The 23,563-nt window shown below is 54.9% G+C and carries 25 protein-coding genes and 1 pseudogene; 9 read left to right on the top strand and 17 right to left on the bottom strand.

Annotated elements, in window-relative coordinates; genetic code table 11:
* The first annotated feature begins 143 nt into the window (after positions 1-143).
* The gene (gene alaA, locus OVA10_RS09140) at positions 144-1,358 is read left to right on the top strand and encodes an alanine transaminase AlaA (protein ID WP_100779448.1); all 1,215 of its coding nucleotides are present in this window, start codon (positions 144-146) and stop codon (positions 1,356-1,358) included.
* A gap of 94 nt (positions 1,359-1,452) precedes the next feature.
* The gene (gene yfbR, locus OVA10_RS09135) at positions 1,453-2,052 is read left to right on the top strand and encodes a 5'-deoxynucleotidase (RefSeq protein ID WP_102104905.1); all 600 of its coding nucleotides are present in this window, start codon (positions 1,453-1,455) and stop codon (positions 2,050-2,052) included.
* A 72-nt stretch (positions 2,053-2,124) separates the two neighbouring features.
* On the opposite strand, the gene OVA10_RS09130 is transcribed toward yfbR, so the two are convergent.
* The 4 genes from OVA10_RS09130 to yfbV form a co-directional block, all read right to left on the bottom strand.
* Entirely contained in the window at positions 2,125-3,957 is a 1,833-nt protein-coding gene (locus OVA10_RS09130; protein WP_123427192.1) for an SLC13 family permease, read from the bottom strand.
* A 76-nt stretch (positions 3,958-4,033) separates the two neighbouring features.
* Positions 4,034-4,693, bottom strand: coding sequence for a sugar phosphatase (locus OVA10_RS09125; protein ID WP_100780843.1), 660 nt, complete (start codon positions 4,691-4,693; stop codon positions 4,034-4,036).
* A 10-nt stretch (positions 4,694-4,703) separates the two neighbouring features.
* Entirely contained in the window at positions 4,704-5,198 is a 495-nt protein-coding gene (locus OVA10_RS09120) for a YfbU family protein (protein WP_095282756.1), read from the bottom strand.
* 91 nt (positions 5,199-5,289) lie between these two features.
* Positions 5,290-5,745 carry a terminus macrodomain insulation protein YfbV gene (yfbV, locus tag OVA10_RS09115; RefSeq protein ID WP_100779445.1) on the bottom strand — a complete coding sequence of 152 codons (456 nt, stop codon included), beginning with the start codon at positions 5,743-5,745 and terminating at the stop codon, positions 5,290-5,292.
* A gap of 337 nt (positions 5,746-6,082) precedes the next feature.
* On the opposite strand from yfbV, the gene ackA reads away from it, so the two are divergent.
* Both ackA and pta read left to right on the top strand, forming a co-directional pair.
* Positions 6,083-7,285: an acetate kinase gene (ackA, locus tag OVA10_RS09110; RefSeq protein ID WP_100779444.1), complete on the top strand. Its 1,203-nt coding sequence runs from the start codon at positions 6,083-6,085 to the stop codon at positions 7,283-7,285.
* A gap of 76 nt (positions 7,286-7,361) precedes the next feature.
* On the top strand, positions 7,362-9,506 hold the full coding sequence (gene pta / locus OVA10_RS09105) for a phosphate acetyltransferase (protein ID WP_100779443.1): 2,145 nt from the start codon (positions 7,362-7,364) through the stop codon (positions 9,504-9,506).
* 80 nt (positions 9,507-9,586) lie between these two features.
* Here the strand turns inward: pta and OVA10_RS09100 are convergent.
* From OVA10_RS09100 to OVA10_RS09080, 5 genes and pseudogenes are all read right to left on the bottom strand, one after another.
* Positions 9,587-10,541: pseudogene (locus OVA10_RS09100) on the bottom strand (transketolase family protein).
* Positions 10,534-11,364 carry a transketolase gene (locus OVA10_RS09095; RefSeq protein ID WP_268195810.1) on the bottom strand — a complete coding sequence of 277 codons (831 nt, stop codon included), beginning with the start codon at positions 11,362-11,364 and terminating at the stop codon, positions 10,534-10,536. Before OVA10_RS09095 ends, OVA10_RS09100 begins: the two are co-directional and overlap by 8 nt.
* Complete coding sequence (locus tag OVA10_RS09090; protein ID WP_107703186.1) at positions 11,361-12,752, bottom strand: PTS ascorbate transporter subunit IIC; 1,392 nt, start codon at positions 12,750-12,752, stop codon at positions 11,361-11,363. Before OVA10_RS09090 ends, OVA10_RS09095 begins: the two co-directional genes overlap by 4 nt.
* Before the next feature lie 27 nt (positions 12,753-12,779).
* Positions 12,780-13,058 (bottom strand): PTS sugar transporter subunit IIB, encoded by a 279-nt coding sequence (locus OVA10_RS09085; protein ID WP_268195809.1) that lies wholly within the window; start codon positions 13,056-13,058, stop codon positions 12,780-12,782.
* A gap of 79 nt (positions 13,059-13,137) precedes the next feature.
* The gene (locus tag OVA10_RS09080) at positions 13,138-13,581 is read right to left on the bottom strand and encodes a PTS sugar transporter subunit IIA (protein WP_268195808.1); all 444 of its coding nucleotides are present in this window, start codon (positions 13,579-13,581) and stop codon (positions 13,138-13,140) included.
* A gap of 237 nt (positions 13,582-13,818) precedes the next feature.
* On the opposite strand from OVA10_RS09080, the gene OVA10_RS09075 reads away from it, so the two are divergent.
* Positions 13,819-14,838 carry a LacI family DNA-binding transcriptional regulator gene (locus OVA10_RS09075; protein WP_100779437.1) on the top strand — a complete coding sequence of 340 codons (1,020 nt, stop codon included), beginning with the start codon at positions 13,819-13,821 and terminating at the stop codon, positions 14,836-14,838.
* A gap of 3 nt (positions 14,839-14,841) precedes the next feature.
* Here OVA10_RS09075 and yfcD read toward each other — a convergent pair whose 3' ends face one another.
* From yfcD to yfcF, 3 genes are read right to left on the bottom strand one after another with little or no spacing between them, the layout of a single operon-like run.
* Positions 14,842-15,396, bottom strand: a complete 555-nt coding sequence (yfcD, locus tag OVA10_RS09070; protein WP_268195807.1) for an NUDIX hydrolase YfcD — start codon at positions 15,394-15,396, stop codon at positions 14,842-14,844.
* 55 nt (positions 15,397-15,451) lie between these two features.
* Positions 15,452-16,003, bottom strand: a complete 552-nt coding sequence (yfcE, locus tag OVA10_RS09065) for a phosphodiesterase (RefSeq protein WP_159075414.1) — start codon at positions 16,001-16,003, stop codon at positions 15,452-15,454.
* A 55-nt stretch (positions 16,004-16,058) separates the two neighbouring features.
* Entirely contained in the window at positions 16,059-16,703 is a 645-nt protein-coding gene (yfcF, locus tag OVA10_RS09060) for a glutathione transferase (RefSeq protein ID WP_268195806.1), read from the bottom strand.
* A gap of 138 nt (positions 16,704-16,841) precedes the next feature.
* Here yfcF and yfcG point away from each other — a divergent pair, with 138 nt between their 5' ends.
* The 4 genes from yfcG (at position 16,842) to OVA10_RS09040 (ending at position 19,385) form a co-directional block, all read left to right on the top strand.
* Positions 16,842-17,471 carry a GSH-dependent disulfide bond oxidoreductase gene (gene yfcG, locus OVA10_RS09055; RefSeq protein ID WP_268195805.1) on the top strand — a complete coding sequence of 210 codons (630 nt, stop codon included), beginning with the start codon at positions 16,842-16,844 and terminating at the stop codon, positions 17,469-17,471.
* A 72-nt stretch (positions 17,472-17,543) separates the two neighbouring features.
* The gene (gene folX, locus OVA10_RS09050; RefSeq protein ID WP_100779433.1) at positions 17,544-17,906 is read left to right on the top strand and encodes a dihydroneopterin triphosphate 2'-epimerase; all 363 of its coding nucleotides are present in this window, start codon (positions 17,544-17,546) and stop codon (positions 17,904-17,906) included.
* Positions 17,907-17,924: 18 nt separating this feature from the next.
* Positions 17,925-18,818 (top strand): TIGR01777 family oxidoreductase, encoded by an 894-nt coding sequence (locus OVA10_RS09045; protein ID WP_268195803.1) that lies wholly within the window; start codon positions 17,925-17,927, stop codon positions 18,816-18,818.
* Between the two features lie 57 nt (positions 18,819-18,875).
* A complete protein-coding gene (locus OVA10_RS09040) occupies positions 18,876-19,385 on the top strand; it encodes a GNAT family N-acetyltransferase (protein WP_268195801.1) in 510 nt (169 codons plus the stop codon).
* 81 nt (positions 19,386-19,466) lie between these two features.
* Here OVA10_RS09040 and hisP read toward each other — a convergent pair whose 3' ends face one another.
* From hisP to argT, 5 genes are all read right to left on the bottom strand, one after another.
* Complete coding sequence (hisP, locus tag OVA10_RS09035) at positions 19,467-20,240, bottom strand: histidine ABC transporter ATP-binding protein HisP (protein WP_102104912.1); 774 nt, start codon at positions 20,238-20,240, stop codon at positions 19,467-19,469.
* Positions 20,241-20,247: 7 nt separating this feature from the next.
* On the bottom strand, positions 20,248-20,964 hold the full coding sequence (locus tag OVA10_RS09030) for an ABC transporter permease (RefSeq protein WP_100779429.1): 717 nt from the start codon (positions 20,962-20,964) through the stop codon (positions 20,248-20,250).
* Complete coding sequence (locus OVA10_RS09025; RefSeq protein ID WP_100779428.1) at positions 20,961-21,647, bottom strand: histidine ABC transporter permease HisQ; 687 nt, start codon at positions 21,645-21,647, stop codon at positions 20,961-20,963. Before OVA10_RS09025 ends, OVA10_RS09030 begins: the two co-directional genes overlap by 4 nt.
* Positions 21,648-21,732: 85 nt before the next feature.
* Positions 21,733-22,515 carry a histidine ABC transporter substrate-binding protein HisJ gene (gene hisJ, locus OVA10_RS09020; RefSeq protein ID WP_231276622.1) on the bottom strand — a complete coding sequence of 261 codons (783 nt, stop codon included), beginning with the start codon at positions 22,513-22,515 and terminating at the stop codon, positions 21,733-21,735.
* A 211-nt stretch (positions 22,516-22,726) separates the two neighbouring features.
* Positions 22,727-23,509 carry a lysine/arginine/ornithine ABC transporter substrate-binding protein ArgT gene (gene argT, locus OVA10_RS09015; protein ID WP_095282776.1) on the bottom strand — a complete coding sequence of 261 codons (783 nt, stop codon included), beginning with the start codon at positions 23,507-23,509 and terminating at the stop codon, positions 22,727-22,729.
* Between the last annotated feature and the right edge of the window lie 54 nt (positions 23,510-23,563).

Below are 23,563 nucleotides of genomic sequence, written 5' to 3'. Positions count from 1 at the left end.
GCTAAAAAGATTACCTCTTATTTTCGCATCCCAGCAAAATCTTCTTCTGTACACCCTTCAAAACGCAGCGCGGTGGGAGTACATTGTTCCGTGCTGACTTCCACGGCAGGGAGTGGCAATAACAGCTAAAAGGTCAACGATTCATGTCCCCTATCGAAAAATCCAGCAAATTAGATAACGTCTGTTACGACATCCGCGGTCCGGTTCTTAAAGAGGCTAAGCGCCTTGAAGAGGAAGGCAACAAAGTCCTGAAACTCAACATTGGTAACCCCGCGCCCTTTGGCTTTGACGCGCCGGATGAAATCCTCGTTGATGTGATCCGTAACCTGCCGACAGCGCAAGGCTACTGTGATTCAAAAGGACTCTATTCCGCCCGTAAGGCCATCATGCAGCACTATCAGGCCCGTGGGATGCGCGATGTCACCGTTGAAGATATCTATATTGGTAACGGCGTTTCTGAACTGATCGTCCAGGCGATGCAGGCTCTGCTTAACAGCGGCGATGAAATGCTGGTGCCTGCGCCGGACTATCCGCTGTGGACAGCGGCCGTTTCCCTTTCCAGCGGCAAAGCGGTGCACTATCTGTGCGATGAATCGTCCGACTGGTTCCCGGATCTCGACGATATCCGCGCCAAAATCACCCCGCGCACGCGCGGTATTGTGATTATCAACCCGAACAACCCAACGGGTGCCGTCTATTCCAAAGAGCTGTTGATGGAGATCGTTGAGATCGCCCGTCAGCACAACCTGATTATCTTTGCCGATGAGATTTACGACAAGATTCTGTACGATGCGGCGCAACACCACTCTATTGCTACGCTGGCTCCGGATCTGCTGACCGTCACCTTTAACGGCCTGTCGAAAACCTACCGCGTTGCCGGTTTCCGTCAGGGCTGGATGGTTCTGAACGGCCCGAAAAAACACGCCAAAGGCTATATCGAAGGGCTGGAAATGCTCGCCTCGATGCGCCTGTGTGCTAACGTTCCGGCGCAACACGCCATTCAGACAGCGCTCGGCGGTTATCAGAGCATCAGCGAATTTATCGTACCCGGCGGGCGTCTGTATGAGCAACGTAACCGCGCGTGGGAGTTGATTAACGATATTCCTGGCGTCTCCTGCGTGAAGCCGAACGGCGCGCTATATATGTTCCCGAAAATCGATATTAAACGTTTCAATATTCACGATGACCAGAAAATGGTGCTCGACTTCCTGTTACAGGAAAAAGTGCTGCTGGTGCAGGGAACCGCGTTTAACTGGCCGTGGCCGGACCACGTCCGTATCGTCACCCTGCCGCGCGAAGACGACCTCGAAATGGCGATTAGCCGGTTCGGACGCTTCCTCTCCGGTTATCATCAGTAAACCTCCATCAGGCTGCCACGGGCAGCCTGATTTGCATCTTGCCTCCCCTCGCCGCACAATGAAATCTGTCGCAGTGCAAGACAAAAGGTTATCTATGAGTCAGAGTCATTTTTTTGCCCATCTCTCCCGCCTGAAGTTAATCAACCGCTGGCCGCTGATGCGCAACGTGCGCACAGAGAACGTGTCTGAACACAGTTTGCAGGTCGCTATGGTCGCGCACGCGCTGGCCGCTATCAAAAACCGTAAATTCAACGGGCAGGTGAACCCCGAGCGCATCGCGCTGCTGGCGATGTATCACGACGCCTCTGAAGTTCTGACCGGGGATTTACCGACACCGGTTAAATATTTCAACTCGCAGATTGCGCAGGAATATAAGGCCATCGAGAAGATCGCCCAGCAGAAACTGGTGGATATGGTGCCGGAAGAACTGCGAGATATTTTTGCGCCGCTTATCGACGAACACCAGTGCACGGAAGAGGAAAGATTGCTGGTGAAACAGGCGGATGCCCTGTGCGCCTATCTCAAGTGTCTGGAAGAACTCTCCGCTGGTAATAATGAGTTTTTACTGGCGAAAACGCGGCTGGAAAAAACCCTCGAATCGCGTCGCAGCGAAGAGATGGATTATTTCATGGAGGTGTTCGTGCCGAGCTTCCATCTGTCGCTGGATGAAATCAGTCAGGATTCGCCGCTGTAAGCCTTTGCCAGGTGTACAGCTGATACACAAATGCAGCCGGGTCAGGCGAAGCCGCCGCCCGGCGTAAAGTGGTCAGAACGGGAACAGCACCGGAATCAACACCACGCACACCAGCATTACCAGGATAGTGAACGGCACGCCGAGCTTCACGAAATCGCTGAATTTATAGTTTCCCGGTCCCAGCACCAGCGTATTCACTGGTGACGAAACAGGCGTCATAAACGCCGCCGACGCGGCCATTGCGACCATCATCGCAAACGGATACGGCGACACCCCCATCGATTTAGCCATCGCCAGCGCAATCGGCGCCATCAGCACCGCCGTCGCGGTATTGGAGATAAACAGCCCGATGGTGGCGCACATGACAAACAGACAAATCAGCATCATGTACGGGCCGTATCCCCCGCCGACGTCCATCAGCCCTTTCACCACCAGATCCACGCCACCCGTTTTTTGCAGCGCCAGAGCAAACGGCATCATCCCGACGATCAGAATAATGCTCGGCCAGTGAATGGCTTTATAGGCACTTTCCGCGTCGATGCAGCGGAATTTCCCCATCAGCAGACAGGCAATAATGGCCGCGATCGGATTCGGAATTTCGTCCGTGAGCATCAGTGCGACCATCAGCACCAGACAGAAAATGGCATGCGGCGCCTGGCTGTGGGCCGGTGACGCATCGCTCTCTTCGATGGGCATATTGAGCACCACAAAATCACGCCCTTTTTGACCAAGCTGGCTGATCAGTTTCCAGTTGCCGACCACCAGGAAGATATCGCCCAGCTGCAGCGGCTCATCCACTACCGCCCCTTCCATCGCCACCCCGTCACGTTTCAGGCCAACCACATTCAGCCCGTAGCGGGTTCGAAACCCTATCTCACGGACGGTTTTACCCAGCAATTCCGATTCGGGGATAAGAGAGACTTCTGCCATTCCCACGTCCAGCGCCTGGTCGGAGAAATACTCACCACGAAGCACCATTGGCTCCAGCAGTTGCTCGGTGCAGAACTCACGTAAATCGACGTCCGCCGTCGACATATCAATCAGCAGAACATCGCGGGCACGAAACTCAGATACCCCGTTCACATTTACAATCACGCGACGGAACCGGCGCCAGCGCTCGACCCCGATGATATTCGCGCCGTAGCGCTCGCGCAGCTTGAGATCGTCAAGACGCTGACCAATCAGCGGCGAACCGGGGCGAATCGCCAGACGACGCGCCCGACCGGTAAGACGATACTCTTTGATCAGATCGCGGAAGGTGCGTCTGCGCCAGCCATCGCGGTGTTTATGCTGGTTATCGCCCTTCAGGGCAAAGCGGGTCAGGAGCATATAAACCACCCCGAGCACCAGCACCACCAGGCCAATCGGCGTCACGCTGAAGAAACTAAACCCGGCATAGCCTTCGCGTAGCAGTTCACTGTTAACCACCAGGTTCGGTGGCGTGGCGACCAGAGTCATCATGCCGCTAATCAGCCCGGCAAAACTCAGCGGCATCATCAGTCGCGACGGTGAGGTCTGCATGCGCATGGAGACGCTTAATACCACCGGAATAAAGATTGCAACCACGCCGGTGGAGCTCATAAAGGCACCCAGTCCGGCGACCGTCAGCATCAGGTAGATGAGCATTTTGGTTTCGCTGCTGCCCGCCACTTTCACCAGCCAGGCGCCCATCACCGTGGCGACGCCGGTGCGCACCAGTCCGTCACCGATGATAAACAGCGCGGCAATCAAAATAACGTTGGGATCGCTAAAACCCGAGAAGGCTTCCGGGAGCGTTAAGGTGCCGCTCAGAACAAACGCGACGATAACCAGTAAAGCGACGGCGTCCATGCGCACTTTGCCGGTTGCAAAGAGAATGATGGCGATAGCAAGCAGGCTGAGCACCCAAATCAGTTCACCGTTCACAACATGTCCTTGTCAGGGAAAGGGAGTGGAATTTTGCCATAAAAAGGCCCCAACAATGTGGGGCCAAATCATGGGATTACATTTTTAAGGAGACGGTAACATTTCCGTCTGCGCCCTTGTGAACGGACAGCGCAGCAAGCGACGTGAGCACAAAGTCGACCTCGTCGAGCCGGGGCGAACCGGCGGGCACATTCACGGCAACCACATGGCTACCGGCGTTCAGCCCGGCCAGCACACCGGCGGCGGCATCTTCCACCACGACGCACTCGGCCGGATGGATGCCCAGCAATTCCGCGCCTAATAAGAAGGCGTCCGGTTCCGGTTTCCCGCGCTTCACGCGTTCGGCGGTGACGAACACTTCAGGCGTCGGCAGACCGGCAGCCTTATGGCGGGCGTGCGCGACGGGAATCGAACCTGAGGTCACGATAGCCCAGGGGATCTGCGCTTCTTCAAGATGATTGAGCAGCTCAAGCGCGCCCGGCAAAGCGACAATCCCTTCAACATCTGTTGCTTCGATCTGCTCCAGATACTTGAACTCCGCCTGAATCTCTTCTTCGGTTCGTCCGGGCAAGAAGTGACGTAAAGAGGTAATGGCCTGTTTGCCATGGATGAAATTCAATACGTCCTGATGGTCAATGCCATGCCTGTCGGCCCAATGGCACCACGAGCGCTCGACTACCGGCAGCGAATCCACCAGCGTACCGTCCAGATCAAACAGAAAACCTTTACACTGCACACTCACCCCCTCAGGCATTGATAATTTGCTGAATTTCGTTACTGCTTAAATGGTACTGACGCGGGCAGGCGTGCCACGCGCTTAACATACGCTGATATTTTTCCCACATCGGCGTCTGGGAATTGAAGCCATGAGTACCCGCATCAAAATGGGTGTAACGCCCTTCGGTGTTGACCATGAAGCGAACATAGCTCAGATAACGCGATTCGGTCGCCACGTCAAAACCGAGGAATGTCACGCGACGCTCATCAATGGTTTGAGCATCTTTCAGATTGGTCCAGGAAACATGCAGCGCGTGGTACATCTCCATAATGTCGATGACGGTGCGGCACGTCTCTTCCTTCAGCTCGCCAAACTCGCGGTCCAGCTCGCGCATCTGCAAGCCGAAGCCACGTTCAACGATAGTCTGCAGGCGGCGATAGCGCTCCGCGTTGTCGGGATCAAGCATAGTCATCATCTTGTACTGATTGGACAAAATCAGACGTTGAGCATTGGTCATTTCCATCTTTCGACTCCTGTTGCGCGTTGCACTAAAAAAAAAGACACGGTAACTGGTGGTTACTGTGCCTTCTTTTCGTGACCGTTTCGATGATCAATCACAAGTCATCAAGGAATGTTTTATCAAGTTGCTTGAAAGCCCGCTTGAGCGTATCCGCCAGCGCCTGATAATCCGGTTTGCCTTCAACCGGGGCTAGCGCCTGGCCTGCTTCCTGAAGTTTCCCGCGCACTTCATAAAACCAGTGTAAAATAGTAGGTGGCAGCGGCGTGACAGAACGTTTACCCAACCACCACAATCCCTGCATCGGGAGACTGAGCGCAAACAGCGCGGTTGCCACTGCCGGGCCAAGCTGACCACCCAGCGCGATTTGCCAGCACAGGGTAAAGACGGCAATCGGCGGCATAAAACGGATCGCATAGCGGGTGATGCGGATAACGCGGTTATCTACAAACACCGGCGCAAGGCGCTTCTCCAGGGGCCACGTCTTTGCGTAATGCTGGCCCCGACGAAACAGACTCAAGAAGCTCACGGAGGGGTTCTCAGGTGTCGACATGGCTGTACCTCAACTTCACATATAAAAATTAAAATTTTCGTGCAAATCCACAACAAGCCATGACAACGTTCAAAATATTTTGTCATCGCTACCCAGTATCGGGTATTCTGTGCCAGCCTGATTGGGCCTTAGACGAGAATCGTTAACTCGTCAAATTATCGCATATTATGCCATTGTCTGAAAATCGTTCAAAATGGCATAAAATCATATGGATTTCTTTCATCATGCCAGAAAGTTCGTTTGGCATGATGTTAATCATAAATGTCTGGGTCATCTTGCGCTACGCTACGAGACTCACTGACGTTTTTTTAGCCACGTATCAATAATAGGTACTTCCATGTCGAGTAAGTTAGTACTGGTTCTGAACTGCGGTAGCTCCTCACTGAAATTCGCCATCATCGATGCGCTCAACGGTGAAGAGTACCTCTCTGGTTTGGCCGAATGTTTCCATCTTCCTGAAGCACGTCTGAAATGGAAAATGGACGGCAGCAAACAAGAAGCGGCTTTAGGTGCAGGCGCCGCTCACAGTGAAGCGCTGAACTTTATCGTTAACACTATTCTGGCACAAAAACCAGAACTGTCTGCTCAGCTGACTGCGATCGGCCACCGTGTTGTTCACGGCGGCGAGAAGTACACCGGCTCTGTAGTGATCGACGATTCCGTTATTCAGGGTATCAAAGACGCAGCCTCTTTTGCACCGCTGCACAACCCTGCACACCTGATCGGCATCGCGGAAGCGCTGAAATCCTTCCCGAATCTGAAAGACAAAAACGTCGCTGTCTTCGACACCGCGTTCCATCAGACCATGCCAGAAGAGTCTTACCTCTATGCCCTGCCGTACAGCCTGTACAAAGAGCACGGCGTTCGTCGTTACGGCGCACACGGCACCAGCCACTTCTATGTTACTCAGGAAGCGGCCAAGATTCTGAACAAACCTGTTGAAGAGCTGAACATCATCACTTGCCACCTGGGCAACGGTGGTTCTGTTTCTGCTATCCGCAACGGCGAGTGTGTTGATACTTCTATGGGTCTGACCCCACTGGAAGGTCTGGTGATGGGTACACGTTCCGGTGACATCGACCCGGCGATCATCTTCCACCTGCACGACACCCTGGGCATGAGCGTTGATGCAATCAACAAAATGCTGACCAAAGAGTCTGGCCTGCTGGGTCTGACCGAAGTCACCAGCGACTGCCGTTACGTTGAAGACAACTACACCACCAAAGCTGACGCTAAACGTGCAATGGACGTTTACTGCCACCGTCTGGCGAAATACATCGGTTCTTACACTGCACTGATGGATGGTCGTCTGGATGCGGTTATCTTCACCGGTGGTATCGGTGAGAACGCGGCAATGGTTCGTGAACTGTCCCTGGGCAAACTGGGCGTTCTGGGCTTCGATGTTGATCACGAACGTAACCTGGCTGCCCGTTTCGGCAAGTCTGGCTTCATCAACAAAGAAGGCACCCGCCCGGCTCTGGTTATCCCAACCAACGAAGAGCTGGTCATCGCGCAAGACGCGAACCGTCTGACTGCCTGATTCCACACCGCCAGCAATGCTGGCGGTGCTGTTTTGTACCCCGCCCACTGCGGCGGTAACCAAAAGAGGATAAACCGTGTCCCGTACTATTATGCTGATCCCTACCGGAACCAGCGTCGGCCTGACCAGCGTCAGCCTTGGCGTTATCCGTGCTATGGAACGCAAAGGCGTTCGCCTGAGCGTCTTTAAGCCTATCGCCCAGCCTCGTGCTGGTGGCGATGCGCCAGACCAGACCACCGCCATCGTGCGTGCGAATTCCGGTCTGCCAGCGGCTGAACCGCTGAAAATGAGCCACGTTGAGTCTCTGCTCTCCAGCAATCAGTCCGATGTGCTGATGGAAGAGATCATCGCTAACTACCACGCGAACGCGAAGGACGCGGAAGTGGTTCTGGTTGAAGGTCTGGTTCCGACGCGCAAACATCAGTTTGCTCAGTCTCTGAACTACGAAATCGCCAAAACCCTGAACGCTGAAATCGTGTTCGTGATGTCCCAGGGTACCGATACCCCGGAACAGCTGAACGAGCGCATTGAGCTGACTCGCAGCAGCTTCGGCGGCGCGAAAAACAGCAATATCACCGGCGTTATCGTTAACAAACTGAACGCACCGGTTGATGAACAAGGCCGTACTCGCCCTGACCTGTCTGAAATTTTCGACGACTCTTCCAAAGCGAAGATCGTGAAAGTAGACCCTGCTCAGCTGAGCGCAAGCAGCCCGCTGCCAGTGCTGGGCGCGGTGCCATGGAGCTTCGATCTGATCGCTACCCGTGCGATCGACATGGCGCGTCACCTGAATGCGACCGTGGTTAACGAAGGCGACATCAATACCCGCCGCGTGAAATCTGTGACCTTCTGTGCACGTAGCATTCCGCACATGCTGGAACATTTCCGTGCAGGTTCCCTGCTGGTGACCTCCGCTGACCGTCCTGACGTGCTGGTTGCTGCCTGTCTGGCTGCGATGAACGGCGTTGAGATCGGTGCGATCCTGCTGACCGGCGCATACGAAATGGACCCACGCGTAAGTAAGCTGTGCGAACGTGCGTTTGCCACCGGCCTGCCAGTGTTCATGGTGAACACCAACACCTGGCAGACCTCTCTGAGCCTGCAGAGCTTCAACCTCGAAGTCCCGGTTGATGACCATGAGCGTATCGAGAAAGTTCAGGAATACGTTGCAAGCTACATCAACGCTGATTGGGTTGAGTCTCTGACCGCGACCTCCGAGCGTAGCCGTCGTCTGTCTCCACCAGCATTCCGCTACCAGCTGACCGAGCTGGCGCGTAAAGCCGGTAAACGCGTTGTTCTGCCAGAAGGCGATGAACCGCGTACCGTTAAAGCGGCTGCTATCTGTGCAGAGCGCGGCATCGCGACCTGCGTGCTGCTGGGTAACCCAGATGAAATCACCCGCGTTGCAGCGTCTCAGGGCGTTGAGCTGGGTTCAGGTATCGAAATCGTCGATCCAGAAGTGGTTCGCGAGAGCTATGTTGCCCGTCTGGTTGAGCTGCGTAAGAGCAAAGGCATGACCGAAGCCGTTGCGCGCGAACAGCTGGAAGACAATGTGGTACTGGGTACCCTGATGCTGGAGCAGGACGAAGTTGACGGTCTGGTTTCTGGTGCAGTTCACACCACCGCGAACACCATCCGTCCACCGCTGCAGCTGATCAAAACGGCACCAGGTAGCTCGCTGGTCTCTTCTGTGTTCTTCATGCTGCTGCCTGAACAAGTTTATGTTTACGGTGACTGTGCGATCAACCCAGACCCAACAGCAGAACAGCTGGCTGAGATTGCTATCCAGTCTGCGGACTCCGCAATTGCCTTCGGTATCGAACCGCGCGTTGCGATGCTCTCCTACTCCACCGGCACCTCTGGTGCAGGTAGCGACGTAGAGAAAGTGCGTGAAGCGACGCGTCTGGCGCAGGAAAAACGTCCTGACCTGATGATCGATGGCCCGCTGCAGTACGACGCCGCCGTGATGGCTGACGTTGCGAAATCCAAAGCACCGAACTCTCCGGTTGCAGGTCGCGCGACCGTGTTCATCTTCCCGGATCTGAACACCGGTAACACCACCTACAAAGCGGTACAGCGTTCTGCCGACCTGATCTCCATCGGGCCGATGCTGCAGGGTATGCGCAAGCCGGTGAACGACCTGTCCCGTGGCGCGCTGGTTGACGATATCGTCTACACCATCGCTCTGACCGCGATTCAGTCTTCCCAGCAACAGCAGTAATGTTCTGAACGTTCCGTAAGTCCGGTAAGCGTTTGCACCACCGGGCAACAAAAAGGCGACCCTCTGGTCGCCTTTTTTAATTACAGCAGCTCTCGCGCCGCCGAGACAATATCGTGTGCCGTCAGGCCATACTCTTTCTGCAGGAAGTCCTGCGTTCCCACTTGACCATAACGCTCTTTCACGCCGACACGACGCATCGGGACCGGACAGGTTTCCACCAGCACTTCCGCCACCGCAGACCCCAGCCCGTTGTGAATACTGTGGTTTTCACAGGTCACAATCCGCCCGGTTTTCTCGGCGTAGTTTTTCACCAGCATCCGGTCGATAGGTTTCAGGGTAAACATGTCGATTACCGCCGCGCTGACCCCCTCCTGCTCGAGCTGACGGGCCGCTTCCAGCGCTTCCGCCACCATGATGCCGTTTGCAATCAGGCGTGATATCGCTCCCCTCACGCAAGACGTTACCTTTGCCAATGGTAAAGGTCGAACCCGGTGCATAGACGCTTGGTGCCTGCTTACGAATCGTACGCACCCAGTAGAAACCCTCGAGATCGATCAGCTGGCGCAGCACATCTTCGAACATCACCGCATCGGTCACCTCCAGCACCACCGAATGCGCCAGGCCGCGCACGATCCCCATATCCTCAAACGACATATGGGTGCCGCCGTTGTGACAGGCCGTGACCCCCGCATCCGAGGCAATGACTTTGACGTTATTGCGCTGATAATCCAGCGACATAAAAAGCTGGTCAAAGCAGCGGCGGCTGGCAAAGGCCGTAAACGTATGCACAAAGGGTTTGCGCCCGGTGAGTGACAAGCCGGCGGCCGTACCGATGACGTTGGCTTCCATAATGCCGCAGTTAATCACATGCTGCGGGTAATCCCGTGCCACGCCATCCATTGCCATTGAGCTCATCAGATCCGCTTCGAGAGCGATAATCTCACTTCCGGCTTCAATCTGGTTTGCCACGAAACCGGCATAGACTTTACGCATCTCGATGGCATCTTTTTGTCCTGCGGGTGCAACCTTAATCATGTGCGGCCTCCAGTTGGCGAATCGTCTCATTCAGCGCGGCTTTGACGTCATCCGTCAGTCGCAGGTGGTGGGAGTTGCTTAGCTGCTCCAGATACGGCACGCCCTGCCCTTTGATGCTGTCGAGGATCACCACCAGCGGGCGGGCACCGGCGGCAGGCGGCAGTGAAACCGCCTCCAGCAGTCCGGCCACGTCGTCCCCCTTGACCGTCACCACGTCAAAGCCAAAGGCGCGGAACTTCCCTTCGAGATCGAACGCACAGATGATCTCATCCAGCTCGCCGTCGAGCTGCTGTTTGTTCCAGTCGACAAAGATGGTCAGATTGGTCAGCCGGTGGTGGGCGATAAACTGGAAGGCTTCCCAGCACTGCCCCTCGTTTAGCTCGCCGTCACCGACGATACTGAACACCCGGTTAGGACGCCCCGCCAGCTTATGCGACAGGGCCATCCCGCCGGCGATTGAAATTCCCTGCCCCAGCGAACCGGTAGTGGCATCCACGCCGCGCGTTTTCAGGCGATCCGGGTGGCTCGGCAAACGCGTGCCGTTCTGGTTCAGCGTGCTCAGTTCTTCCACCGGGAAATAGCCTTTGATCGCCAGCGTGCTGTAAAGCGCCGGGCCAGCGTGCCCCTTGGAGAGCACGAAGTAATCGCGCTCTGGCCAGTCGGGATCGGCCGGGTCGATTTTCATCACCGCGCCGTACAGCACCGCCAGCGTTTCCACCACCGACATACTGCCGCCGTAATGACCGAACCCCAGCTGCGTTAAGGATTTGAGCGTTTCCAGGCGGATCTCATGCGCCAGTCGGGTGACTTCTTTCACATTCATGATTTAGCTCCGGTGTTTTCCTGCGCGTTACCGCCCGCAGAGTTGTTTTTAGCGAACACGTTGTAGGCCACCAGCGCGGCGAACAGCGCAACGACGAGACCGGTAATGGCGAACGGAGACAGGTAGCGCGCCAGATTGCCCAGCACGATGCCCACTGCGCCAAAATCGGCGTCTGAGAAAGTGGTGTTAGCGAAACCAATCGCCCCCAGCACCGGCAGCAACATCACTGGCAGGAAGGTAATCAGCAGGCCGTTGGCGAAGGCCCCAATCATCGCACCGCGACGCCCGCCCGTAGCATTCCCGAACACCCCGGCAGTGGCACCGGTGAAGAAGTGAGGAACCACACCCGGCAGGATCAGCACCCAGCTAAACTGCCCACACAGGAACAGACCGACCAGACCGCCAAGGAAGCTGAACAGGAAACCGATTAGCACGGCGTTGGGCGCATAGGGATAGACCACCGGGCAGTCGAGGGCCGGACGCGCGTTCGGGACCAGTTTTTCGGAAAAGCCGGTAAAGGCCGGGACAATCTCCGCCAGAATCAAACGCACGCCCTGCAGGATGATGAACACCCCCGCCGCGAAGGTGATCGCCATGATAATTGCGTAAACCAGGTAGTTTTGACCGCCGCTGAAGGTCGCTTCGACATACTCACGTCCGGCGCTGACGGCCATAATCAGGTAAATGATCATCATGGTCAGCGAGATAGAGATTGAGCTGTCGCGCAGGAAGCTGAGGTTCTTTGGCAGATTCATCTCTTCCGTTGAGCGCGAGCCTTTCCCGCATTTGCTGCCGATCCAGCCGGAAAGAACGTAGCCCAGCGTACCGAAGTGGCCAAATGCGATATCGTCATTACCGGTGATGCGCTTCATGTAGCGTTGCGCCAGCGCCGGGAAGAACGCCATGACCAGACCGAGAATCAGCGAGCCGGTAAAGACCAGGCCGATCCCCTCAAACCCGGCGACGGTCAGGATCACGCCGATCATGCAGGCCATGTAGAACGTGTGGTGCCCGGTCAGGAAGATGTACTTCAGTCGGGTAAAGCGAGCGACAATAATATTCGCTACCATCCCGAAGGCCATAATCAGCGCCGTAGATGCGCCATATTTCTCCAGCGCAATGGATACAATGGCTTCGTTATTCGGAATAATGCCCTGAATATTAAAAGCGTGTTCAAACATTCCCCCTAAGGGATTTAAGGAGCCGACCAGCACCGTGGCGCCGCCGCCCAAAACAATAAAACCGAGAATGGTTTTAATGGTGCCTTTCACCACATCCGAAAACGGCTTTTTCTGGGCCACCAGTCCAATTAAGGCAATTAATCCCACCAGCACTGAGGGTACTTTTAAAATATCAACAACGAAATTCAACGTTTCGAGTATAAACATATCCACCTCACCGTTTACAGGGTGTTATCAGGATGATTGTTTTGCGAACCAGGCGCTGAGTTGCGCTTCCAGTTCATTGATATCAATAATGTTGTTGATGACCACCAGCTGGCTTTCCGGCACGTTCGCGCTGGCAGCAATGTCTTTCGCCATCACGAACACATCGGCAGCACCCGGTGTGGCCGAAGAGAGATCGGAGTGCTCAACCTCAGCCTGGATATTTAATTTTTTTAGCACTTTTTTGATATTCATTTCGACCATGAAACTACTGCCCAGGCCGGAGCCGCAAATCGCCATAATTTTCATTGTTATGCCTTTTTTGAGTAGAGTGCGCCCGCATCACGCATCAGCGTAATGAGTTAATTAATCGGAATGGGTAATAACGTCAGAAGCGTTCGATAATGGCTTTTATTTCCTCCCGCGTATTTACGTTATGCAGTTCGGCCAAATCATCGTCACTGGAAAATAACTCGGCCAGCGCGGAGATCATTTCGATATGGCTGTGTTTATCGGGTGCAGCCAGCATGATAATAATATCTACCGGATCGAACTCTCCGGCACCGAATGCAACTCCCTGCTTAAGTTTTAATAATGAGAGGCCAAGCCCTTTCGCCCCTTCTTCTGGCCGCGCATGCGGCATCGCCAGCCCTGGTGCCAGCACGTAATACGGTCCTAACTTATGATGCTTTTCGACAATCGCCGTCACATACTCCTGGGAGATCACGTTCATCTCCAGCAGCGGTCTGGCGCAAAGCTCCAGCGCCTGCGGCCAGTTTTCAACGCTCTCTTCCAGGGTGATGGTTGCATCATGTATCCAGTTTTTGAGCATGTTTTCCTCCCGGCCTGATATCAACAATGAGCAAACTTTATGCAAGGCTATCACGGATAGCTGCGATCAAGATCACAAAGATAGCGCTACCAATTTCTAACGTTCAAAATTGTGATAGCGCTATCAAATTACAAACCGCACCTTAAATCACAGTAAAAAAAGGGAGTTAAGGCGTATACTGATTTTTACGTGAAGTGAAGGAAGATAACAAAACGCGACTGGTCACCAGGAATTTGTATGTCTCTAACCCGAAAACGACGTAGTACCGGCAAAGTGACAATCTCTGATGTCGCTCAGCTTGCCGGAGTGGGTACTATGACGGTGTCCCGCGCATTGCGCACGCCAGAGCAGGTTTCCGATAAGCTACGAGAAAAAATTGATGCGGCGGTGCAGGAGCTGGGTTATATGCCTAATCTTGCAGCCAGCGCGCTGGCGTCAGCATCATCAAGGACCATCGCCATGGTCGTCCCCAATCTTGCAGAAGACGGATGTTCCGATATGTTCGCCGGACTGCAGCAAATCCTGCAACCGGCCGGATACCAGATTATGCTGGCCGAATCTCAGCACCGTCCTGAGCAGGAAGAGAAACTGCTCGAAACGCTGCTCGCCTCTAACATTGCGGCCGCCATTTTGCTCAGCGCGGAGCACACGGATACCGTCCGCCACTGGCTGAAAAACGCCTCTATACCGGTGATGGAAATGGGGGCGATGCGCGCCGATCCGCTGGATATGAATATTGGAATCGACAACGTCGCGGCGATGTACGAACTCACCGAACTGGTGATTCAGCGCGGCTATCAGAACATCGGTCTGCTGTGCGCCAATCAGGAGCAGTGGATTTTCCAGCAACATCTGCAAGGCTGGTATAAGGCGATGTTGCGCCACCATATGTCGCCAAATCGGGTGATAAATGCCGCACTGCCGCCGAATTTCTCAACGGGGGCGTCGCAGCTGCCGGAGTTTTTACTCGCCTGGCCAGAACTGGATGCGCTGGTCTGCGTCTCCGACGAACTGGCATGTGGCGTGCTGTATGAGTGTCAGCGCCGGCGCATCAAAGTACCGGATGACCTGGCGGTGGTGGGTTTTGGCGATAGCGACGTCAGCCGTGTCTGTCAGCCGCCGCTGACGACGATGGCGGTGCCACATCGTAAGATTGGTGTTGAAGCGGGACGCGCGCTGCTGGAGCGCTTGAATGACAGCGACTGGCGCGATCAGAAACCGATCGCCTCCAGTCTGTGTTTGCGGGAGAGCTGCTGAGGTTTACTCAGCCTGCTCCTGCTTCTCAGATTTTGCGGACTCATTTTTGGCGTTGCGGCTCATCCACAGCGCCAGAGCTTTCAGTGAATCCGGAGTGAACTCATCACAACGTGCGGTGATCTCTTCTGGCGTCATCCAGCTTACTTCGCTCACCTCTTCTTCCTGAAGGGCGAAGGGACCGTGAGACACGCAGCTAAACAATCCGCCCCAGACGCGACAATGCGGGTCTTCAAAGTAGAACAGACCGTGCTCAGCAAAAGGCACACCGGCAATGCCCAGCTCCTCTTCTGCCTCACGACGCGCAGAGTCCAGCAGAATTTCATCGGCCTGGACCACGCCACCTGCCGTAGCATCGAGCATGCCCGGGAGAAAATCTTTCGTGTCAGTACGTCGCTGTACCAGGATCTTGCCCATTCCATCGTGAACAACGATGTAAGTTGCGCGGTGACGCAGACGTTCAGCCCGCATTTGCTCGCGGCTCGCCTGTGCAATCACTTCATTGTCTTCGCTGACAATGTCAACCCACTCTGTACTTGCCAAATGACTCTGCTCCACCATCGGGAACCCTTCTCGTTAAGCGCTCTTTTGGCGCGTTTGACTTTTGAGGTGTAACTTACGGATTAATGCTGACCTGCGCAATAACTTGCTGATCATTAAGTGCGATAACGCGTAATAGATTCTCCTCCAGCATGCCGTAGCTGGGGACATTCCCCCCTTTCGGAATACTGACGGACCCAGGATTGAAATGCACGGTATCTCCGTGCCTCGACGCCACCGGAATATGAGTATGACCGTAAACCAGCACATCGCCAGTCGAGAGCGGCGGCAAATTATCCGGGCTAAAAAGATGTCCGTGGGTCAAAAACAGGCGGTTCTGGCCCAGCAACACCTGCTGCCAGGGAGCAGTCATCGGGAAGTGAAGTAACATCTGATCGACTTCACTGTCGCAGTTGCCGCGCACCGCGATGATTTTATCCGCATACTGATTCAGTTTGTCCGCCACCTGCGCGGGAGCGTAGCCGTCCGGAAGCGCATTACGCGGCCCGTGGTTAAGCACATCGCCGAGGATAATCAGCCACTGCGCCCCGCTTTGCACAAAGCGTTCAAGCACGCGCTCCGTCGCGGGCAGCGATCCGTGAATATCCGATGCAAACATGAGTTTCATCAGTGACTCCTTTCAAATGATCACTGCCCTATCATACCTGAACCCACGGGGTTTATCAGCCTGCACGCTTTGCTGACAGCGCGACAAAACGCTGCACGGAGGCGCGCTGCCACTGGAAGGAGGCATAGTCGGCCAGCGCCTGTGGAACGGCGTCGCCATTCAGTACCAGCCGGTTAAGCATCAGCGCCAGATCGGCATCGGCAATACACCATTCGCCAAACAGGTTCGGGTTGCCGTGTTCCAGCAGTTTCGTGGCCGTTTCAAAGAGCTTACTGGCGCTCGCCTCACCCGCTTCGTTGAGCGCAGGCATTTTCACGCCGCCAAAGATCACGTCCGTCGCACGCTGCTCACGAATCGGCACCAGATCGCTCCTGAGCCACGCCTGGATCTGTCGCGCCCGCGCGCGTTTTTGCAGATCGTGGGGATAGATACGCTCCCACTCCGGCGGCGCAAAGCGGTCTTCGAGATACTCATCAATGGCTGAAGATTCACTCAACTCAAATCCGTCGATTTCCAGCACCGGCACACGACGCGTCAGGGCATAACCCTGCCACTGCGGTTTAAGGTGATCGCCGCGATCCAGATCAACGGTTTTGAGGTTGAATGTCAGCCCCTTCTCCGCCAGCGCGACATACACACTCATGACATACGGCGAAAAAAAGTTGGCATCGGACCACAGGGTAATCGCAGGTTGGCTCATAACATCCTCATCGGCTGAACGGTTTTCATCCAACATATAATCTCTTTGCGTTCCTGTCACTTGATGAAAACTCACGATTTATGCGCAGCGCCTATACTCGTTTTTAAGGCCTGAAATAATCTAATGACAGGAGTTGAGATGATAGACCTCTATTTTGCCCCGACCCCTAACGGTTACAAGATCACGCTCTTTCTGGAAGAAACTCAGCTGGATTATCGCATTATCAAAGTGGATATCAGCAAAGGCGATCAGTTCCGGGCTGATTTTCTGGCCATTTCGCCCAACAATAAAATTCCCGCGATTGTCGATACCTCCCCTGTGGATGGCGGCAGGCCGCTGAGCCTGTTTGAATCGGGTGAGATTCTGCTCTATCTAGCGGAAAAAACCGGCAAGCTGCTGAGCGGTGAGCTGCGTGAGCGCCACCACACGCTGCAATGGCTGTTCTGGCAGGCGAGCGGTCTGGGGCCGAGCCTGGGACAAAACCACCACTTTAACCATTTTGCCCCGCAGCCCATTCCTTACGCCATTGAGCGCTATCAGGTGGAAACCCAGCGTCTTTACGGGGTGCTGAACAAGCGCCTGGAAAAATCCCCGTGGCTTGGGGGCGACCATTACAGCATCGCGGATATCGCCTGCTGGCCGTGGATCAACGCCCATCTGCGCCAGCGAATCGATCTGGCCACTTACCCTGCCGTGAACAACTGGTTCGAGCGGATCCGCACCCGCCCGGCGACGGAGCGCGCGATGCAGAAAGCTCAGCAAATTTAGATACCCGCCGGATTGGGCGCGCCCAAAATCCTCATGTATTATGGTGCGAATAACAAACAGAGGAAGCCTGCAATGTCTCAGCATGACGCTATTATTCGTATAAAAAACTTACGCTTACGCACTTTTATCGGTATCAAAGACGAAGAGATCGAAAATCGTCAGGACATCGTGATTAATGTCGTTATTCACTACCCGGCCGACAAGGCCCGCGCCAGTGAAGATATCAACGACGCCCTGAACTATCGCACCATTACCAAGAACATCATTAAGTACGTTGAGAATAACCGTTTCTCTTTGCTCGAAAAATTAACTCAGGATGTGCTCGATATCGCACGCGAACATCACTGGGTCACTTATGCTGAAGTTGAAATCGACAAACTTCACGCGCTGCGTTACGCCGACTCGGTCTCTATGACCCTAAGCTGGCAACGCTAAGCGCCTCCAGGAGGTGGTATGAAGATTCTGGTGACCGGCGGTACCGGCCTGATTGGCCGTCATCTCATTTCGCGCTTGCAGGTGCTGAAACACGACATCACCGTGGTGACGCGCAACGCGGATAAAGCGCGTCAGGTGCTCGGCAATAACGTCGATATCTGGAAAGGGCTGGCTGAACAGCAGAATCTGGACGGTTTCGACGCCGTCATCAACCTCGCCGGTGAGCCTATCGCCGACAAACGCTGGACCGAAGAGCAGAAACAGCGGCTGTGTGACAGCCGCTGGAACACCACTCAAAAGCTGGTCGATCTGTTCCACGCCAGCGCAACGCCTCCGTCGGTGCTGATCTCCGGCTCGGCGGCAGGCTATTACGGCGATCTCGGCGAAGTCGTCGTTACCGAAGAAGAGCCACCGCATAACGAATTTACCCACAAACTCTGCGCCCGCTGGGAGCAAATCGCCTGCGGTGCGCAGAGTGACGCTACCCGCGTTTGTCTGCTCAGAACCGGCGTGGTGCTGGCACCGAAGGGCGGGATTCTGGCGAAGATGCTCCCGGTATTTAAACTTGGCCTGGGCGGTCCGATGGGCAACGGGCGCCAGTATCTGGCCTGGATTCATATCGACGATATGGTTAACGGCATTCTGTGGCTGCTGGATAACGATCTGCGCGGCCCGTTCAATATGGTTGCGCCCTACCCGGTGCGAAACGAACAGTTTGCCCATGCGCTGGGCCACGCCCTGAAACGCCCTGCGGTGCTTCGCGCCCCTGCGACGGCCATCCGCCTCCTGATGGGGGAATCGTCAGTACTAGTGCTGGGCGGGCAGCGCGCCCTGCCAAAACGGCTGGAGGCGTCGGGATTTGCCTTCCGCTGGTACGACTTAGAAGAAGCCCTGGGAGATGTGGTGGGTTAAATCTGCCGTGTCGCTTATGGTAGAGTCGTACGTCAGACTCCCCAGAATGGCGACACTATGGCGACAATCACCACTCCCCGACTTCAGCTTTCCCCCTTTAAACCCTCCGACTGGGCGTTCTTCCGCTCCCTGCGCGAAGATCGCGCGATCATGCGTTATATGGCGGCCATTGCGCCTGAAAAAGAGACCCGACGCCTGTTCGCCATTCGCCTGGCTGCGCCCCACACCTTTGTGATTCGCGCCCACGGCAACGACACACCGCTCGGCGATATTGGCCTGCAAATCAGCGCGAAGTTCCGTGAAGAAGCGGATATCGGCTATACGGTGATCCCTCAGGCACAGGGCAAAGGCTATGCCAGCGAAGCGCTGCGGGCAGTGTGCGACTATGCGTTCAGCCAGGCGGGCGTGAAAGCGATTAACGCCTATGTGCTGGCGGATAACGCCGGTTCGGTGCGGGTGCTGGAGAAGCAGGGATTTGTGCGTACTCAGGTGCTGGAAAAGGCCTATGAGATTAACGGCGTGCAGTATGACGACTGGGTGTATCGGCTGGAGTGTGGTGCGGTCTGAGCTGCCAGGCGGCACGGTCTTTGCCCGGCGATGAAATGCGTTTTGCAGGCCCGGTAAACTCAACGCCACCGGGCACCGACATTACTTGAGCGAGCCTTTCAAGAACTGCTGCAAACGCGGGCTTTTCGGGTTCGCCAGCACCTCATCAGGATGCCCTTGCTCTTCGATGACGCCCTGATGCAGGAAGATAACGTGGTTCGAGACGTTACGGGCGAAGCCCATCTCGTGCGTGACCACCACCATCGTTTTCCCCTCTTCGGCCAGCTTCTGCATAATGCGCAGCACTTCGCCCACCAGCTCAGGATCGAGCGCCGAGGTCGGCTCATCAAACAGCAGAACTTCCGGCTCCATCGCCAGCGCACGGGCGATGGAGACACGCTGCTGCTGACCGCCGGACAAATGCACCGGATACTTGATCTGCTGACGTTCGTCGATACCCACTTTCGCCAGGTATTTCACCGCACGTTCACGCGCTTCCTGTTTGCTTAAGCCCAGCACCTGAATCGGCGCTTCCATGACGTTCTCCAGCACCGTCATATGGCTCCAGAGGTTAAAGTGCTGGAACACCATCGTCAGACGCGTGCGCAGCAGACGCAGCTGATTCTTATCCGCCACTTTCAGCTGCCCGTCTTTATCGCGCACCAGGTTGATATTTTGCCCGCTGACGATAATCGACCCTTCGCTCGGCTTTTCGAGGAAGTTTATGCAGCGCAGGAAGGTACTTTTTCCCGAACCGGATGAGCCAATAATACTGATCACATCGCCCGCATTCGCCTGCAGCGATACCCCTTTCAGCACTTCATGTTCGCCGTAGCGTTTGTGCAGATCGATAACGTTTAATTTATTTTCAGACATCGTTTTCTCAGTGCGTCGAAGTAGGTTTCATGTGCTGCAACCAGCGTTTTTCTGCCTTGCGGAACAGGCTAATCAGGACGTACGAAATAATCAAATACAGCACCGCGGCGATGCCAAAGGCGGTAAAGGGCTGGTAAGTAGCCGAGTTAATATCCCGCGCGATTTTCAGCAGGTCCGGCACTGTCGCGGTAAACGCCAGCGCGGTGGAGTGCAGCATCAGGATCACTTCGTTGCTGTACGCCGGCAGTGCGATACGCAGTGCGGAAGGCATAATAATGCAGCGATAGAGCTTCACCGATGAGAAACCATAGGCGCGCGCCGCTTCAATCTCACCGTAAGGCACAGAACGAATGGCACCGGCGAAGATTTCTGTGGTGTAGGCGCAGGTATTTAGCGTCAGCGCCAGTACGGTACAGTTCAAGCCGCTGCGAAAGAACGCGTTCAGCATTTCTGTGCCTTTGACTATTTCCAGCGTGTACATGCCGGAGTAAAAGACCAACAGCTGGACATACAGCGGCGTGCCGCGAAAAATATAGGTAAACAGCCAAATCGGGAAGCGAATGTATTTGTTTTCCGATACGCGGCCAATGGATAAAAACACCGCCAGAATCCCGCCCATCACCACAGACGAAATCAGCAGCCACAGGGTAATCGCCACGCCGGTAAAGCGGTAGCCATCGGTCCACAGGAGCGATTTCCAGTATTCCTGAATAATCTCAATCACAGGTCAGCCCTCTTCACACCCACGGAGTAGCGACGTTCGAGAAGAAGCAGCACACCATTGGAGACGGTAGTAAACACCAGATAAATCACGCCGCACACGACGGCAAAATAGAAGGGTTCCCAGGTGCTCTTACCCGCAAGCTGCGTGGCTTTCACCACATCTTCCAGACCGAGGAGGGAAACCAGCGCCGTCGCTTTGAGGATCACCTGCCAGTTGTTACCGATGCCCGGTAAGGCAAAGCGCATCATGGCCGGGAACATAATCCGACGGAAAATTTGTGAGGAGGTAAAACCGAAGGCGGTGGCCGCCTCGATATGGCCTTTTGGTACGGCCATGTATGCGCCGCGGAAGGTTTCCGTGAAATAGGCGCCGTAAATAAAGCCAAGGGTGATAATACCGGCCACCATCGGGTCGATATCAATCTGCGACATTCCCACGGCATCCGTCACGCTGTTGAGCGCAATCTGCAGACCATAGAAAATGAGCAGCATCAGGACCAGATCGGGCACACCGCGAATCAGCGTGGTGTAGCCTTCAAAAATTAACGCCAGTACCCGATTACTTGAGAGTTTCGCTCCCGCACCCGCCAGGCCTATCAGCACCGCCAGCACCACTGAACTGATGGCCAGTTCGAGGGTGACAAGCGCGCCTTGTAAAATAACGCCAGAAAATCCGTACAGCATAAGGCCTGCCCTGTCGTGAGTGGTCACACCGTGTCTTTTCCCCTCCCGGAACGCGGGAGGGGCCGCACGTTATTTAACGGGGCGATTAGCCGCCGTAGACATCAAAGTCGAAGTATTTCTTCGCCAGTTTTTCGTAAGTGCCGTCTGCGCGCATTTCGGCAAAGGCTTTGTTCAGTGCTTCGCGCAGTTCGTTGTCCTCTTTACGCAGGCCCATGCCGGTGCCGACGCCAAAGAGTTTCTCGTCCTTAATGGACGGACCGCCGAACTTGTAATCTTTCCCTACAGGCTGCTTCAGGAAACCTTCGCTAGCGGCCACTTCGTCCTGGAACGCCGCGTCGATACGGCCAGCAGTCAGGTCAGCGTAGATATTTTCCTGGCCCTGGTAGGAGACGATCTCAATGCCTTTCGGCGCCCAGTGCTCATTGCCGTAGGTTTCCTGGGTGGTGCCCTGCAGCACGCCCACGCGTTTGCCTTTCAGGGACTCAAGCGTTGGCTGAATGTCAGAAGACTTCGCGACCACCAGACGAGAATCCGCCGCATAGAGTTTGTCGGTGAAGGCAATCTCCTGCTGACGTTTTTCGGTGATGGAGAGTGAGGACATAATCACGTCGATTTTCTTCGCTTTCAGCGACGGGATCAGCGCATCCAGTGGGTTCTCAACGTAGGTGCATTGGGTTTTGATGCGTTTGCACAGCTCATTGGCGATATCGATGTCAAAACCGATCAGTTCACCTTTCGAATTCTTCGATTCGAACGGGGCATAAGTCGGATCGGTACCGATACGGATTTTTTGTGGAATGGCGGCAAAAGCGGCGGTAGCGCTGGAAAATGCCAGCACCAGAGAAAGCGACAATACCAGTTTTTTCATGTTTATCCTCAACAGACTGTCTTCTTACGGGATTTTACAACGGGGGAGTGCCATTAATGTGCCATTAATCCCCCTGGCAAGGCAAAGTATAAAGCCCGCCAGATGGAAATTTTTGCATCATAAATGCTTAACTATGCACTCGGCGACCCAAAATGGTGCGTCTTTTGCACCATTTTGGATCATGCAGAGCGCAGTGCCCCGTCAGTGACGATTAATCCCCGTAGACGTTGAAGTCGAAGTACTTCTTCGCCAGCTTGTCGTAGGTGCCGTCTTTGCGCAGTTCGGCAAAGGCTTTGTCGAATGCCGCTTTCAGCTCTTTGTCGTCTTTACGTAAGCCAATCCCGGTGCCATCGCCGAAGTATTTTTTGTCTTTCACCGACGGGCCGGCAAAGGCGAACTCTTTACCTGCAGGTTGTTTCAGAAAGCCTTCGCTGGCGGCCACTTCGTCCTGGAATGCGGCATCCAGACGCCCTGCTGCGAGGTCAGAGTAGATCAGATCCTGGTTCTGATAGGCAACCACATCGACGCCTTTTTCGCGCCAGTCAGCATTAGCAAACCCTTCCTGAGTGGAGCCTTGCAGCACACCCACGTGTTTGCCTTTCAGCGACTCGATGGTCGGCTGAATCGGAGAGCCTTTCGCGGCAATCAGACGGGAATCTGCCGCGTAGAGCTTGTCAGAGAAGGCAATTTCCTGCTGACGTTTTTCGGTAATGGAGAGCGAGGAGATAATGGCATCGATTTTCTTGGCTTTCAGCGACGGGATTAATGCATCAAAATCGCTGCCCACCCATGTGCATTTCACCTGCATGCGCTTGCACATTTCATTTCCCAAATCGATATCAAAGCCGACAAAGTCGCCTTTCGCATCCTTGGACGAGAATGGCGCGTAAGTGGCGTCTGTACCGATGCGCACTGTCTGAGGAAGTGCTGCATAGCTGCTCGCTGCCGCACTTAATCCCACCAGCAGAGACAGAGCCAGAACCGTCTTCTTCATACATTTACCCTCAAGTGTCGTGATTTTATTATGGTTTGTGTTGTGTGTTGGATA

Origin of the sequence: Lelliottia sp. SL45, assembly GCF_026672535.1 — a bacterium.
Taxonomy (GTDB): Bacteria; Pseudomonadota; Gammaproteobacteria; order Enterobacterales; family Enterobacteriaceae; genus Enterobacter; species Enterobacter nimipressuralis.
This window is presented reverse-complemented; position numbering and strand designations above follow the sequence as displayed.